This window comes from Corynebacterium sp. LaCa117, assembly GCF_046717765.1.
Lineage (GTDB): Bacteria > Actinomycetota > Actinomycetes > Mycobacteriales > Mycobacteriaceae > Corynebacterium > Corynebacterium kefirresidentii.
The window spans coordinates 118,565-134,078 of the sequence record NZ_CP177102.1; the positions used below are offsets into that span (position 1 = coordinate 118,565).

The following is a 15,514-nucleotide window of genomic DNA, read 5'->3' on the forward strand; positions in this document are numbered from 1 at the left end:
TTTTCATGATGAAAAAGCTGGCGGTAGGTTCCCTGGTTACCGCACTCTCCCTCGCAATCGCCCCTGCCGCCCAGGCTGTCACCCTCGATCCGCACGCTGTGCCCGCGCGCACCCAGATCACCGTCCGGCATGATTCTGGCGCGACTGTTTCCACCGCTAACGCCCATGAGTCTCGCCCCGCGCTGTCTTTGAGCAAGCTCTACTTGGGCTATTGGGTCCTAAAATACGGTGCGCCGACCGACAAAGCCCGCGTGGAGCACATGATCCGCGTCAGCGATGACAACGTGGCTACCGACTTGGATCGCCGCTACCCGCAAGCCATCCCCAGCACCATCCACGAGTTTGGCCTGCGCGAAACGCACTACACCGGGTATTGGGGAACGACCACAACCTCTACTGAAGATGTAGCGCGGTTCACCTCGCGTATCCAGCACGATCCCATTGCCGCACCCATCATGACCGGCATGGCTAACGCCGCCCCTGTGGCTGCCGATGGCTACCGCCAAGATTTTGGTACCTCACGAATTCCGGGTGTTATCGGTACCAAGTTTGGCTGGTCCGATAATCGCCGCATCCATGCCTCGGTATCCACCGCCCCTGGATTTACCGTAGCCGCCAATACCTATGGTGACGCGGGCACTCATACCGCAGATGTCACCCGGGCCGTACATAACGCCCCAGGCGCACTACCCGCAGCGGGCGGTTCTAGCCAAGCTATTGGCGCGCGCATCGAGCACGATTTGAATCTACAAGGCCCCGCGCGACAGGCCGTCCGCGATGCCACCCGCACGGCAGCGAGCTACGAGCGTCAAGCCTGCGCGAGCGCGAACCAGGCATTGGCGCAGGTAACGCCGATGCGTGTGTGTAACTAGGATTTACGGAGCCAAAACAGATGCAAAACAAGCACGTTTCGTCTCTCACGGGGTGTGAAAAGGGCGAAACGTGCTTGTTTTGCACAGTGGTCGGACGAAGGCTAGCGCGTCTTCGGTGGTGCTGTGGCTGTAGCTCTCGTCAGCCTTGGCGAGCTTATTGCCACGCAGTACAAGCCACACGCTGGTGGGGTAGAGAATAAGCGCCACGACAACGGCTTGGATGATCGAGGCCACCTCGGAATCGTGCAGGTAGTTCCAACAAAAATGCAGGGTGAAAGAGGCGGCTAGGGCGCCGAGGAAGACTCCGATGCGCCACCACCCGGGTTTGGCGGCGGCATAGAGCGCCCAGCCGATGCCCCAGCCGGCCAGCGCGGTGAGCAATACGTGTAGGCCAGGACCGGCGATAAGGCGCAGGCCCCACATTTCAAAAAGCCCCTGGATATCGCTATCAGGATGCATGGTGGCGCCCATGGCGCCGTAGAGGATATTTTCGCAGGCCTCGAAGCCAAGGCCCACCACTGCGCCCACCATCCAGCCATGCCATGGGCGGTTGAGCTGGCGGAAGGACATGAGCACGAAGATTACGCCGGTGGCCTTAGAAATTTCTTCCGGATAGGCACCGCTCCACGACATCATGGCGTCGACCCAGCCGGAGCCAATGGCGAGCTGCATGACCGGCCCAGCGCTGATAAGCGCCAAGGCAACGGCTACTCCGCCGCCCCAAAGGAAAGCCAGCGTGGCCCATAGGCGCGCCGGGCGGGCCCACATGGGGCTGCGTTGCAGCAGGTAGATGACCAGCGCCACGAGTATGGCGGCGATGAGCAGGCTGAGCAGGCCCATCAGGGGAGAAATCAAAAATGTGCTTAGCGTCTGGAAAAAGAAGGCGATGAGTCCAATGCCGGATAAGATCCACAGCGTGGTGCGAAAGAGCTTAGACATCTAGAACATCAACTCCCCGTTAAAGTCAGCGAATTCTGAATCGGCATCGGCGGGTAGATCCTTTTGGCCGAAGGCATGCCAAATGCGAGAGGCGGTGGCGCGGGCCTGCTCACCCTTGCCGGTCACGGTGACCACCCAATCCTTGTTTTCGTCCTCGCCGGTGCCGTCAAGGGAGAGGGCGGCGGTGGAGGAGGGGGCGTCGGCAAGCAGGAGCGCTCCGTTGGTGCCGTCGAAGGTAGGGGCATCGGCCGGCAAAGGCGCCATGGCTAGGGCGCGGACCATGCGGCGCAAGGTGGTGGCATCGTCTTTGGCATCCTCGGTAAGGGTGGCTTGTACGCTGACATCGCCGCAGTTCCAGCCGATGCTGGCGAGGGATTCATAGTCGCGCTCGCAATAAAGATCGGGAACGTCAATCTCCCAGTCCTGGCTGGGCTCGGCCAGGGTGACCTGCTCGACGTCTGCGGAAGAATCCCCTAGCGCCGCTTGCACGATCATGGGCAGGGCAAGAACCACCGCCACGAACGCAATGACGGCGCAGAAAAGGCGCCGCGGATGCGCTGGAGGAAAGCGATAAAAATTCATGGACCACACCTTATCTTGTCGCTTTGCCCTAGAGTGGCAAGCATGAAAGATCTTTATCAACTAGTCAATGGACCCTGGCTGGAAAGCCACGTCATTCCCGATGATCGCGGCGTGGATGGCACCTTCCACGCGCTGCGCGACGAAGCCGAAGAACTCGTCCACGATATCGTGCAAAAGGACACCGGCCGACCGGGCAAGCTTTATGCCTCCTGTATGGATACCGAAGGGGTTAATGCGGCCGGCATGACTCCATTGGATGCGGATCTGGACCGCCTGAGCGCGGCCGACCCAGAGGAATTAGCGCAACGCCTGGGTGAACTCGAGCGCACCGGTGTCGGCTCCCCGGTGACCTTTTGGGTATCTAAGGACTCTGGTTCCGAGGACGCCATTGCCTATGTCATTCAATCCGGCCTGGGCCTGCCGGATGAAGCCTATTACCGCGAGGAAGCCCACGCCGAAACGCTGGCCGCCTATGAAAAGCATGTGGCAGAGATGCTGGAGTTCCTCGACCCAGCCCGCCTTTTCGGCCTAGGCGCCGAGGTAGCCGCCCAGCGCATCGTGGGCTTGGAAAAGGAACTTGCCGCTGGCCATTGGGATGTGGTCTCCACCCGCGATGCGGTCAAGACCTATAACCCGTGTGAGTTTGGCGAGCTGCCCGCCATGGCGCGGGCCGTGCTCTCCGGCGGCAACCTGCCGGAGCACCGCGTAGTCAATATGATGCCGTCCTACCTCGAGCACTTCGAGAGCCTCTTTACCTCCGAGCGCATGGCCGATTGGCAGCTGTGGGCCACCTGGCACATCCTGCGCTCCCGCGCGGCCATGCTGCCGGAGGAAGTCGGCGCGAAGAACTTTGAGTTCTACGGCACCAAGCTCTCCGGCGCCACCCAGCAGCGCGACCGGTGGAAGCGCGCGGTAGGCCTGGCTGAGTCCCTCGTGGGCGAAGAGATTGGCCAGGTATTCGTGGATAAGCACTTCCCGGCTTCCTCCAAGCGTGAGATGGATGAGCTGGTGGCCTACCTCATTGCTGCCTACCGCGAGCGCATCTCTCAGCTGGAGTGGATGACCCCGACCACCCGCGAGCGTGCCTTGGAGAAACTTTCCCAGTTCAAGGCCAAGATTGGCTTCCCGGATTCCTGGCGCGATTACTCCGCCCTCGAGGTTTCCGGCAAGGGCGCGGACCTGCTGGCCAATGCGCGTGCCGGCTCTGCCTTTTCTCACGACTTTGAGCTGGTCAAGATTGGCAAGCCGGCCGATCGCGATGAATGGGTGACTACCCCGCAAACGGTCAACGCCTTTTATAACCCGGTGGTCAATGACATCACCTTCCCGGCGGCAATCCTGCGCCCGCCGTTCTATAACCCGAAGGCCGATGCCGCAGAAAACTTCGGCGCCATTGGTGCCGTCATCGGCCACGAAATTGGTCACGGCTTTGATGACCAGGGCTCGCAGTTTGATGGTCAGGGCAACCTGAACTCCTGGTGGTCCGATGAGGATCGCGCCGCCTTTGAAAAGCTCACCGCCAAGCTGGTGGAGCAGTTCAATGGCCAGGTACCGACGGTGCTCAAGGAGGCCGGCATCGAATCTACCGGGGTGAATGGCAGCTTTACCCTGGGTGAGAATATCGGTGACCTCGGCGGCCTGGGTATCGCCGTGGTGGCTTTTAAGAACTACTGCGCCGATAAGGGCATTGATCTGCAGGGCAAGGAGGAAAGGTTCGAGGTAGACGGCGCCGAGCCAGAGCTGGCCGAGCACACCTACAACGGACTGCAGCGCTTCTTCCTGTCCTGGGCCCGCGTATGGCGCACCGCCATCCGCCCGGAGATGGCCACCCAGTACCTGGCCATTGACCCGCACTCGCCGGCGGAGTTCCGCTGCAACCTCATCGCTGCCAATATTGCGGAGTTTTACGAAGCTTTTGACGTAGCGGAGGATTCTGCCATGTACATCGCGCCGGAGGACCGCGTCACCATTTGGTAGCCCTTTTAGCCGGTAGGCGGTGCGCGTAGGCTCGGTGGCATGACTAACGCAGATGCTAACCAGGACCCGCACCGCCCGCTGGAGCCCGGCCAAGAGTGGCACATCGGCGGCCAAGACCGCCAGATGGAGGACAAGGAACAGCTCGAGCAACTCGTTGCCTATATCGACGCCCACTATGACACCCCGGATTTCCGCCCACCGTGGGCTGGGGGCGGCTCCCCCGAGGCGGATCAATATTGCGCGCTCTTGCCGGACCGGATTACACACGCGGCAATGATGGTGCTCGGCACTGCGGTGGACCATGCGCTGCCGGGAACCGCCTATACGGAGGGCATCAGCGTGCAAGAATCTGAGGTGGGAACCATTTTTCGGCCCACAAAGCCCACCGGCCGCTGGGCGGTGTCGCTCCATTCCGGCGGCTGGTGGCGCGGTGCTGGCCAAGCACTAGAGATGCAATGGCGCCCTGAGGTAGCAGCCGCCGCGCAACTATCTGGCACCACCATCATCGATGTGGACTATCCGCTTGCACCCGAACACACCGTGGCGGAGATGGTCACTGCCGTACAGCACGCCATCGACTATGCCCGCAAGCAGGGTGCTTCCAACGTCACCACCTGGGGATATTCCTCAGGCGGGGCACTAGCGGCGCTTGCGCCTGCCGACGCCCTCCTGCTCACCTTCCCCGATTTCGGCGCCCTGGAAAATCTGCCGGAGGATCTCCGTGCCGGCTATGCAATTCCGGCGGACCTTTCTAAGCTCTGCCCGGATATTTTCGTCCAGACCGCGACCGAGGATGAGATTGCTGCGCGTGTTTCTGTGCCCGGCGCCGTGGCACGCGATTACGTTTCCACCCACCGCGTGTCTACCCCGGCGGTTGCCCGTCAGCGTGTGCGGGATGCGGCCACGTTCCTGGCAGGAGAGCTAGAAAAATAACAATTGCCTGGAGGTTCCATGCTAAAAGGGAACTAGTTTCAACAAGGTTGCGACTAGTTCCGCATGACCATATCCACTCATGGCGCGCTATCGCGCCTGCATAAATTCGCCGGCGTAATCATTGCGCCCTTTCTCATTGTCGCAGCGTTAAGCGGGTTTCTCTATGCCTTGGCGCCCACCTTTGAACCGTGGATTTACCACGATGAGGTGACAGCCACCGCGCAAGGCAGCCCGCGCAGCCTTGATGAACAGATTGCCGCCGCCCAGCGCCAGCACCCGGATGGGACGGTGGTTCGGGTTGAGCCTTCCGAAGACCCGCAAGAGACCACCCGCGTGCTTTTCGACGACCCCACCGCCCCCAATTCCAGCTATACCCACGCTGTCTTTGTAGACCCGGTGGACCTGCACATCACTGGCGAACTACAACAATATGGCGGCTCGCGGGCGCTACCTTTCCGCACGTGGGCCTCTAATGGCCACCGCACCCTATGGTTGGGCGAGCCTGGCCGTCTCTATGCCGAACTTGCGGCCTCGTGGCTCGGTGCGCTGAGCATCCTCGGTCTCTACCTGTGGCTCAAGCGTAAACAAAGGAATAAGAAGAAGCGCTCCACGGTACTGGCGCTGCACGCCCGCGTGGGTGCCTGGTTGTTGCCGGGCTTCCTCTTTCTTACCGTTACCGGCCTGACATGGTCGCTGGTAGCGGGCACAAGTATTGGCAAGGTGCGCGAGGAACTTAATTGGAAGGAACCGTCCGTGGCCACTTCCGTTGCAGAAGCGGGGGCTAGTACTGGGGCGGGGGAGCATGCCAACCACGCCGGGCACGCGGGTCACGCCGGGCACGCGGGTCACGCCGGGCATACGGGACACCACGGTGCCGCAGAACTCGCCGGAGCCCAAACTGCAGAATCGACCGCCCGTAGCCAGGGTTTGACCGGAGTGCTGGAAATGACCCCACCGGAAAAGCCCGGCGATGCGTGGGGCGTGCGGGAGGCTCGTGCGGCCTTCAAGTTACGCAGCGACGCCGTGGCGGTTACTCCGAACGGGGAGGTCATCGACCGCATCAATTCGGCCGACTGGCCGCTTGCGGCACAGCTAACCTCGTGGCTCATCCAGCTGCACATGGGTACGCTTTTTGGAATCTATAGCCAGGTTGCATTGGCGGTACTCGCCCTCGGCCTGCTCGTGGTGAGCATTGCGGGCCTGTGGATGTGGTGGAAGAAACCGCGCCGCCGCCTGCCCGAGCTAAAAATTACCCCCGCCGTGCTGGCGGGGGCGGTGGCCTACTCAATCATCGCGCCTCTCTTTGGCGCTTCGCTGCTGCTGTTTTTCCTAGGTGATTGGATCGTGCGGCGCCTGCGCGCCCCGAAGCGGGATCGGGGCGCGGCCGCTGGGGAGGTTACTCCTCGCCCTCGGGGCGAATCTTCATCTCGGAGTCTTTCCACAGTCCGGAACGGGTAATGTCCTCATAATCAATCTCGGCTGGGACTGGGGCATTGCCCTGTGAATCGGTACGCAGTTCGTACTTTTCGATGGCACCCCAGTCGCGTGCCCAATCATTATTGAGGTAGCTCGGGATCTCATAGGAGTAGTTGACCGCCTCCGCGGTGGACATGGCACCACCACCAGAGAAGGACTGGAAGTCCGTCAGCGAGGTCTGGGCCGAGGAATCCGGCAGGATGCGATACTCCGGGATTTCCGTGACGCCGGCGAAGTGGTCAAAGGTGCGCTGGCACGGGAACTGTAGGGCTACGGCCCAGTCCAATAGTGCCGGGGTGTCCTTGGAGAACTGGTTATTGATGGTGTCCAGCTCCGGCACGCGCGGCGGGGTAAAGGCCAGCCAGTCATCCTCATCGGTGGAATCATCCGTTGCTACCAGGCGCACCACGTTGGCATCCTTTGGCAACTTATCCAGCGGCAGGCGCAGGTTGCGCCACTTTGGCGTGGCACCGACGGCGGAGAGTTCTTCCTCGCCAGTATTGGTGACCTTTCCGGAGCCATCGATGGTGCCGTATTCGAGGCTAAGCTTCATGCCTTCCTGCTCTACCCCGTTGACGTCGTGGTGGTAGATATTGCCGGCTGCAGATACGGCGAGCACGGGAGTATTGTCCTTGGCCTCCGGCAGGTTGTACCACTTGGTGGTCACCTCAGAGGTGGAGTCTTGCGCCTCGGAATAGGAGCCGAGCACCGGGACCTTGGTGTAATCCAGGTTGAACGGCAGGTGCATGGTAGAGCCATTGACACCCTCAGTGCCGCGTACTCCACCCTCCGAGGTATTGGTGGTTTCCTTGGACTTCTTGTCCTTTTTGTTTTGCTTATTCTTTGTCTCCTGGGAATCAGCGGAATCGCTGTTACCGCCGGATTCGGTATCCGCACCCGAGGTAGCGGTCTCCGCGCTATCGGAGGAGGAGTCGCTGGAGCCATCCGCGATGGCACCTACGGAGGCGGAATTCTGGTTTTCCGGCTCGATGGATTCAGGGATGAAGTTTGGATCGAAGCCCTTGTGGGTCTCGTCCTGGTCCACCAGGGAATCGCCCAAGTCGCCTTCGACCGGGGTCAGGAAGGAATCATTGGTGTTGGTCTCCACCATGGTCTGATCCGCCAGAGCGCAGGTATTGCCGCGCAGGGAGGCCACGTTTCCCTTGCCCACGGAGTAGGAATCCGCCTGCGAGACGGTGGCCTTGGCAAAGGAAGCACACGATAGCGCTACCACGATGGCACAGGCCAAGGCGATGGGCGCGGACATGATACCGGCGGAGCGCGAAACCTTAGCGGCGGCATTTTTCTCAAATTCCGCCAGGGTGCCGGCCTCTTCTGCTTGGGACTTGCGGTAGCTATGGCGCAGGGACTGCACTATGCCGATGGCGAAGATGACCAGCGCGATGGCGAGGAGCACCTTATTGGCCTCGATGGCCTTGAATTGCACCGTACGATCCCACCACGGGATGCCAAAGGAGGAAACGTACCACCAGGCGTTCCAGCCGGCGAAGGAAATGGCCAGCAAGAAGACCACCGCAGCGATAGCGAAGGTGCGAGCACGCGGCGAACGCAGTGCGAATTGGGAGAGCACCACGGCACCGAGGGCGGCGATAACACCGGCCACGCCGGCGTAAATGCCAAAGTGGTGGGTCCACTTGGTGGGGGTGAACATGAGGAAGAACATGGACAGCGCCACGATAATGAGCAGGCGCTGGGTCGGGCCAACGGCAGCACCGACGACGCGGCGGTCCTTGATGAAGGCCGCCACGATGAGCACCAAGCAGAAGAGCATGGTGAAGACCGCGAAGCGGCGGGTGAGCGAGCCATCCACCGATTCCTGGAAGAGGGTGGAGTAGCGCGCGTACTCCGCGTACCACGGCAGGGAGGGGCCGACCTCGGAGCGCACGCGGGTGGACTCCAGCACGGTCGATAGCGTCTGATCACCAAAGGCAGCAACCATGATGGCGGTGCCAGCGCTAAGGAATGGCGCAATGAGCGCGAGCCAGCCCAGGGCGCCACCGCCCATGGACGGCACGCGCTCGGCCATGGCGCGGAAGAGGTGCGGCAGGCTGACCAGGAAGACGCCCACGGCAAAGAGGCCGGTGGGGCCGGCGGCCAGGGTAATGGTTGCGGCGATGGTGCCCACGGCCGCCGGGAGCAGGCGGCGGGTGGCGATGGCGCGCTCAAAGGAGGCCCAGGTAAACATCACGCCAAGCGCCACGATGGGCTCGGGGCGGGTGCCGTTATTATAGGGCAGCCAGAAGGCCAAGAACATAAGCGCCGCGGTCCAGTGAGCGACCCGGCGGCCGTCGACAAGCTGGCCAAAGCGCGGGAGTATCTCGCGGGAGAGGATAAACCAAATAATGAGCCCAGAAATCAGGCCGGGCAAGCGCACGAAGACCGAGGCGGTGGAAATCTGGGAGAGAACGGCAACCAGGTCATAATAGGGGGCGCCGAAGGGCGCCTCTGGCACGCCGTACCAGCGGTAGTAGTTGGCCATGTAGGTCGCGTGATCGAAGACGCGGCTCATGGAGAAGATGAAGCCATCATCGGAGGTATTGGCGCCGAAGATATACCAAAATCCCAAGACGGCGGTCACCACGCCATCGAGCGGGCGCACCTTCTTCCACGTCTTAGGCATGAAGCCAAAGCGGCGGCCATCGAGGCGGTCGATGCGCCATAGGCAGAACAGGGATACGACCACCATGGCGGTGCCCAGCCACATGGCGATGGTCTTGAGCAACGTCGGGGAGGAGGTGAAGCGGGAATTGATATCGACGTGCACATTGAGGCCGTCGTCAAGCAGGGCCTGCACGTCCGCTTTATCGTCTATTTCGGTATAGACACCGGTGACCTGCGGGCGCAGATCCTCCTCGGTGGTCTTTTCATGATCCCCCACGCGCACGCTGGTGCCATCGCCCGTAGCAGAAATCTCAATCTTGGCGTCCTTAGGGAGCTTGGCTACCTCTTTGGAGTTGAGGGTAAGCAGAACCTCATCCAAGGAGACAACGGAAAGGCCCTCCTCATTCGCGCGGACAAAAAGGCCGCGGTTGGAGGCTTTCTTGGACTCCGGCGGGACGGTGCCGTAGACCATGGACTGTCCCTCACGCAGCTCATCGACTGCGGAGATAGGGATGGTGGCCTGAAGATCCTCCGGCGCCACGGAAATGAGTGGCGCGTTGATGGATTGCACGGAATCATGCTGCGGCCAGTCATAAGAGGACTGAGTTTGGGTCACCGGCAGTAGCGGGGTGGCTACAAAACACAGGAAACCAATCAGTCCGGCAATGATCGCGGTCCACCGCAGGCCCGCGGGGGCGGCGGCGAAGCGGGAGCTAGCAGGTCGCGCTTGGGTGGTATTCGTAGTGAGGCTATCTGACACGGCGATTAGTCTACGTCAGATAACCCTCTCCGCCCGCGGGCACACCCTGCCACGGGCGGGAAGTGTGGGTGAACTTACTTGGTGCGAACGGCTGTTACGAAGGGGCCGGTCTGCTTTAGCTTCCAGCCCTTGTCAAAGACATCGGCGTTGAAGAAGACCGCGCGATAGCGAATATTCGGCTGATTGGGGTAGATATCTTCTGCCAAATGCAGCTTGAAACCATCGTCCTTATTTTCTAAATCACCGCGGAAGATCATGACATCTGGGCTGCGCCACGCAGCGGAATCCAGGGCCTTGCGGAACTCCTCCGGCTTCATGTCCCAGGAATCGTTGGCCCAGGTTTCAATCTGCTCATTGCGGGTGCTGAACTCACCCAGTGGATTGGCATAGTGGCTGGTAAAGGCGTTAAAACCCCAGTATGGGTAGTAAGACATGAAAATCTTTTCATCCGTGAGCACCACCGTCTCATCCGGCGTATAGCCCTGGTCCTGGATGAAGTTGTGGATATCCAGGTAATAATGAGCAGAATCGCTAGTGAAGCGGTCGGCGCGCTCGCCATAGCCATCGGTATCGCTATAAGCGTGGTCGATGGCGTCCTCGTTGGCCTCCGGAATCTGCTGCGCATAGAAGACGCCGGCCAGGGCGAGGATAATGCCCAAGACCGCGGTGATTTGCTTATTGGTGGTGTGGGAGAAGCGCGCCGGGTAGAGGCGGTGTACGCCCAAGAGGCGAACCTCGGCTAAGGCTAGGACACCGGCGGTAGCAAAAAGGAGTACCACGATGATTTCGAGGCGGAAGCTCAGCAGCGTGGTGCCGGCCAGCGTTGCCACCATAGACACCACGGTCCACAGGTAGGTGCCGACGAGGGAGATGCCCAGCGCACGCACCTCTACGTCCTTGAGGCGAATGACAATATAGACCAGCCCCATAAGGCAGAGGAAGCCCACAATGCTAAAGGACAAAAATGGCACTGGAATCTGGGTGCCTTCCTCTGGCAGGTAGTGCTGCGCGGTGGTCTGCAGCGGTACTGGCGAGTGCATGACCGCCCATACATAGGGTCCCCAGGCGATGAGCGCAATGGCAATGGAGCCTGCCGCCATTACCGCCAGTCGCACGATGGGTCGCCACGTATGCTCAAATAGCGCGGTAAAAAGCGCGATGAGGCTGACCACGGTGAGCGCGGCCGCACCGGTGAAAAGCGTGTAGAAGGTGGCGGAAATGCCCAGGTAGAGTGTCACACCCAGGGTGGAGAGCCAAGAGCCACGGAAGGCGCGGGCGCTGAGCACCGCGACGGTGGGCAGGCCCATGGCGATGACCGCGGAGTAGGGCTCCTCGGCCGCGATGGTAAGCGTAATCGCGGTGGTGACTAGGGCGATGGCGGTGGCGACCGGTAGGGAGCTGGTGAGGCGCTGCCAGAGGGGCACCAAAATGCAGCCGGCTACAGCGATGGAGATAAGCGCCCAGGGCTGGTAGACCTCCCATCCCGGAATGCCCAATAGCGCTCCCAAGCGGCCGCCCAGCCAGAACCAGCCAATGGGGTAAAAGGACGGCATATCCTGGTAGTTCATATCCGCATAGCCCATCTCATCCACCGAGCGGGTGAGGAACTGGGTGCGGAAAGCCTGGTCCACCTGCACGCCGTCGAGCCACAAACGGGAGGCGGACAGCGGCAGGCCCACGGCAGCCAAGGTCAGCAGCGCGGGGGAGAGGTAGGTGACCGCGTAGGTCAGCCAGACCCGCCAGCGCGGCCGAGTAAAGGAATCCTTGTAGTGGTCATAAAGCCACCACACGCACAGCCCGCCGGCTAGAGCCAGCGTGACCACCACACCCACAGTGCTCAGCGCGCGGGTGACCATGGAGGTATTAAAAGAAGGCAGAGACACCGTCTTGAAGGCAAACCAGCCCAGCAGCGTGACCGCACCACTGGCCAGGGCGGTCAACACAATACCCAGCAGGGTCGCGCGATGAGTCAGCGCATCGGCGCGGTAGGCCTCGGTGCGCGGATTTTCGCTCACGGGCGTTGACTGGGTGGGTATAGCTGTGCTTGTCATGCCCATTAGTTTCGCATACCCAAGCGCCACAACCCAGATTTGGCGCGGGCAGGAAAACACTTGCTTTCCGGCGCCCCCTTATACACCACCGCCCCCGCCCCTCCCCGCCGCGGGCGTGCGGCGAGACGGAGGAGCGGGGGCGAGGCGGCTGGCAGGCGCCAGTGCAGAAACCGCGGTGAGTTAGAACGGCAGCTTGCGGAAAATGGCCTGCGGGATGAACTTGAATGCCAAAGAAACGTATTCAAACAGCGGGTGCACGAAGATGGACTGCTTGCCATCGAGCACGGCCTTCACGGTGGCTTCGGCAACATCGGAGACGTTGACGGTCAACGGGGCGTCGCCAGCCTCGGCGGACATCTTGGTACGCACCTGGCCCGGGCGGACAACCAGCACGTTGGCGCCGGTGCCGCGCAGGGCCTCGCCCAGGTTGATGTAGAAGCCGTCCACGCCTGCCTTGGAAGCACCGTAGACAAAGTTGGAACGGCGCACGCGCATGCCAGCCACGGAGGACATGGCGACGATGGTGCCGTGGCCCTGGTGCTTGAACTTCTCGCCCAGAAGCACGCCCACGGAAACCGGGGCGGTGTAGTTGGTCTGCGCGGAGGCGACGGCCTTGTCGTGGTTTTGCCACAGCTCCTCCTGGTCACCCAGGGTGCCGAAGGCAACGATGGCCACGTCTACATCGCCGCGTTCCCAGGCCTTATTGATTACCTCTGGGTGGGAGTCAAAGTCAGTGGCGTCGAAGTCTAGAACCTCTACGTCAGCGCCGCGAGATTCCAGGTCTGCCTTGGCCTGGGCGATGCGCGGGGACTCCGGGCGGGCAGCCAGGGTGACCTTGGCGGGGCCGCGCTGCAGGAATTCGGAGACGACGCCGAGGCCGATCTCAGAGGTGCCGCCCAGAAGCAGGATGTGTTGTGCTTGGCCTACTGCATTAAGCATGGTCAGTAAATCTCCTTAAAGGTGTTATTTCCAGTGATTAGTGCAGCTCGAGGCGGCGGGACATATCGGAGGCGAAGACGCCGGTCGGGTCGATTTCATTGCGGGTCTTCAGCCAGCCCTCCATGCCCGGGTACATCTTGTGGAAGTTCTCCGCGGAAGTGCGGGATTCCTTGGCCAGGTAGAGGCGGCCGCCGAATTCCATCACGCGGCGGTCCAAGTCATCCAGGAACTTGCCCAGGCCCGGACGGATGGGGAAGTCCACGCAGACGTTCCAACCCGGCATTGGATAGGACAGCGGCGCGCGGTTGCCTTCACCGAAGAAGCTTGAACACGTTGAGGGCCGAGTAGTGGCCGGAGCGTTGCATATCGCGGATGATCTCCTTGAACGGCTCCACGGCCTCGGTCGGTACCACGAACTGGTACTGCAAGAAGCCCTTGGAACCGTAGCCGCGGTTCCACTCGCCGATGAGATCCAACGGCTGGTAGAACTGCGTCAGGTTCTTGACCTGGTTCTTGGCCGGTGCACCCATGGTGTAGTAGGCCAAGCCCACAGCGGAGAGGGAAAGCTTATTCATGGTCCAGGACGGGAAGATGTCCGGCACCGTCATCAGCTGCGGCGCATTGAACTTCAACGGATCCTTAGCCAGTTTCGGGGCTAGCTCTTCCAGCTGCGCCAAGGTGGCCAGCGAACCGCGGGAAATGGTGGAGCGGCCCAGTTTTGGTTCTGGGGAAATGACATCGAACCAGGCGGAAGAATAAGTGTAGTTGTGCTCGGAACCATCGGAGTGGAACGCGATGGTTTCATCCAAGTTATCGGTGCGGTCTGTATCCGCGATGAAATAAGCGGTTTCCGTCTTGGTCATGCGGATGGTGGCGCGCAGGATGATGCCGGTCAGACCCATGCCGCCAACGGTGGCCCAGAAGAGGTCGCCGCTGGGGTCATCCTCGGAGCCTTCCGGGGTCAGGTGCAGCACGCGGCCATCGGCCACGAGCAGCTCCATGGAGACCACGTGGTTACCAAAGGAGCCGGCGGAGTGGTGGTTCTTACCGTGAATATCCGGGCCGATAGCGCCACCGATGGTGACCTGGCGGGTACCCGGCAGAACCGGAACCCACAGGCCATAAGGCAGGGCAGCCTTCATCAGCTGGTCTAGGGTAACACCACCATCGACGTCCACCAGAGCGGACTCCGGGTCGATGGAGTGGATCTTATTGAGCTTTTGCATGTCGATGACCAAGCCGCCGCCATTTTGGGCGGGGTCACCGTAGGAGCGGCCCATACCGCGGGCAATGACGCCACGGCGCAGGTGGGCGGGCTTATCCGAGTTATCTTCTGCAACCTGGGCCACGGCCTTCTTGATCACGTCCACGTCTTCGGTGGCGAGAACATGGGCGGTCGTCGGGGCGGTGCGGCCCCAGCCGTGCAGGGACTTTTCAGTGGTATGTAATTCCATCTCTTACTCTTTGCTCGACGGATTTGTGTCGCCTCCCTAGCCTACCTAGCTCACACGAGGGTAGACGGAGTGACGCGAGTGATATTCAGAACAAAACGGACGCTTGTACTGCCCGAATGTGTCCGTTTATAGATCCATAAGCGCGCGGATTTCCTCCGGCAGTTCTTCCTGAGATTCAATAGTCGGGCCATCGTACTCCCGCAAAAGGTCATAGACTCGAGCGCGCGAGGAGGAATCCAGCATGGGCAATTCCTCTGCCATCAGGCGAGTCATGAAAGGACTCAACGGCACATCGGTGTGTTCCGTGGCCTCGAAGTGGCCGTTGCGCTTATCGTCTTCCGCACGCACATCCTGAGCCGCCTGCTGCGCTGGCGTCATATGCTCTGTCTTATCCGAGTACATGCGCATTAGCTTACCGCCGCTTAAAGTGGTCGCTATGACCAACAACCACGAGACGCAAGATCAGCGCCAAGACAACTACGCCCTCGATGACACCCTGGCTGGTCGCATCACCCAGGCGGCCGCCGTAGGTATCGCGACCTCTTATCCGGATTGGATCACATCCAAAGGCGGTTTGATTACTGCCTATACCTTGTCTTTCTTTGGTTTTGGTGCCCTGGTGGCCTATACCAACGCGCACGCGGAACAGGATGGTGATGAGCCGCGCTCCCCGCAGGATGCATCCGATCAGGGCCTCAAACCCTGGGCCATTTTTGCCGCAGTGGTGCTGCTGCTCATCCTAGGCGGCTGGATGAACGTTGCAATTTCCCGCCGAATGGTAAAGTTCCTGCGCAAGCGCGGTGCCAAGCGGCCCTGGACCCTGTTGGGCGCCATTGGCGCGGCACTGACGTTCCTGATTAGTGAGCTGGAAGCGCGCGATATTGCAAAACTAGCTTCCTAAAACTTGCG

General features: G+C 61.1%; 11 protein-coding genes and 1 pseudogene. 5 read left to right on the forward strand and 7 right to left on the reverse strand.

Annotation, left to right across the window (positions count from 1 at the left end):
- The first annotated feature begins 5 nt into the window (after window positions 1-5).
- Window positions 6-872, forward strand: coding sequence for a hypothetical protein (locus ACLI1L_RS00590; RefSeq protein ID WP_411707771.1), 867 nt, complete (start codon window positions 6-8; stop codon window positions 870-872).
- Window positions 873-917: 45 nt separating this feature from the next.
- Here the strand turns inward: ACLI1L_RS00590 and ACLI1L_RS00595 are convergent, their stop codons facing one another.
- Both ACLI1L_RS00595 and ACLI1L_RS00600 read right to left on the reverse strand, forming a co-directional pair.
- Window positions 918-1,811, reverse strand: a complete 894-nt coding sequence (locus ACLI1L_RS00595) for a PrsW family intramembrane metalloprotease (RefSeq protein ID WP_411707772.1) — start codon at window positions 1,809-1,811, stop codon at window positions 918-920.
- A complete protein-coding gene (locus ACLI1L_RS00600) occupies window positions 1,812-2,393 on the reverse strand; it encodes a hypothetical protein (RefSeq protein ID WP_411707773.1) in 582 nt (193 codons plus the stop codon).
- A 42-nt stretch (window positions 2,394-2,435) separates the two neighbouring features.
- Between ACLI1L_RS00600 and ACLI1L_RS00605 the strand changes: the two genes are divergently transcribed.
- The 3 genes from ACLI1L_RS00605 to ACLI1L_RS00615 all read left to right on the forward strand — a co-directional run bounded on the left by ACLI1L_RS00605 (window position 2,436) and on the right by ACLI1L_RS00615 (window position 6,761).
- Window positions 2,436-4,370: a M13 family metallopeptidase gene (locus ACLI1L_RS00605; RefSeq protein ID WP_411707774.1), complete on the forward strand. Its 1,935-nt coding sequence runs from the start codon at window positions 2,436-2,438 to the stop codon at window positions 4,368-4,370.
- A 39-nt stretch (window positions 4,371-4,409) separates the two neighbouring features.
- Window positions 4,410-5,303, forward strand: a complete 894-nt coding sequence (locus ACLI1L_RS00610; RefSeq protein WP_411707775.1) for an alpha/beta hydrolase — start codon at window positions 4,410-4,412, stop codon at window positions 5,301-5,303.
- 63 nt (window positions 5,304-5,366) lie between these two features.
- A complete protein-coding gene (locus ACLI1L_RS00615) occupies window positions 5,367-6,761 on the forward strand; it encodes a PepSY-associated TM helix domain-containing protein (RefSeq protein WP_411707776.1) in 1,395 nt (464 codons plus the stop codon).
- On the opposite strand, the gene ACLI1L_RS00620 is transcribed toward ACLI1L_RS00615, so the two are convergent.
- The 5 genes and pseudogenes from ACLI1L_RS00620 to ACLI1L_RS00640 all read right to left on the reverse strand — a co-directional run bounded on the left by ACLI1L_RS00620 (window position 6,700) and on the right by ACLI1L_RS00640 (window position 15,007).
- Window positions 6,700-10,161, reverse strand: a complete 3,462-nt coding sequence (locus ACLI1L_RS00620; RefSeq protein ID WP_411707777.1) for an arabinosyltransferase domain-containing protein — start codon at window positions 10,159-10,161, stop codon at window positions 6,700-6,702. The genes ACLI1L_RS00615 and ACLI1L_RS00620 overlap by 62 nt on opposite strands.
- Before the next feature lie 74 nt (window positions 10,162-10,235).
- Window positions 10,236-12,212, reverse strand: a complete 1,977-nt coding sequence (locus ACLI1L_RS00625; protein WP_411707778.1) for a galactan 5-O-arabinofuranosyltransferase — start codon at window positions 12,210-12,212, stop codon at window positions 10,236-10,238.
- Window positions 12,213-12,392: 180 nt separating this feature from the next.
- Entirely contained in the window at window positions 12,393-13,151 is a 759-nt protein-coding gene (locus ACLI1L_RS00630; protein WP_394285935.1) for a decaprenylphospho-beta-D-erythro-pentofuranosid-2-ulose 2-reductase, read from the reverse strand.
- A 37-nt stretch (window positions 13,152-13,188) separates the two neighbouring features.
- Window positions 13,189-14,605 (reverse strand): annotated as a pseudogene (locus ACLI1L_RS00635) (FAD-binding protein).
- 126 nt (window positions 14,606-14,731) lie between these two features.
- Window positions 14,732-15,007, reverse strand: coding sequence for a hypothetical protein (locus ACLI1L_RS00640; protein ID WP_200288400.1), 276 nt, complete (start codon window positions 15,005-15,007; stop codon window positions 14,732-14,734).
- A gap of 34 nt (window positions 15,008-15,041) precedes the next feature.
- On the opposite strand from ACLI1L_RS00640, the gene ACLI1L_RS00645 reads away from it, so the two are divergent.
- Window positions 15,042-15,506 (forward strand): hypothetical protein, encoded by a 465-nt coding sequence (locus tag ACLI1L_RS00645; RefSeq protein WP_200288399.1) that lies wholly within the window; start codon window positions 15,042-15,044, stop codon window positions 15,504-15,506.
- Window positions 15,507-15,514 lie beyond the last annotated feature (8 nt).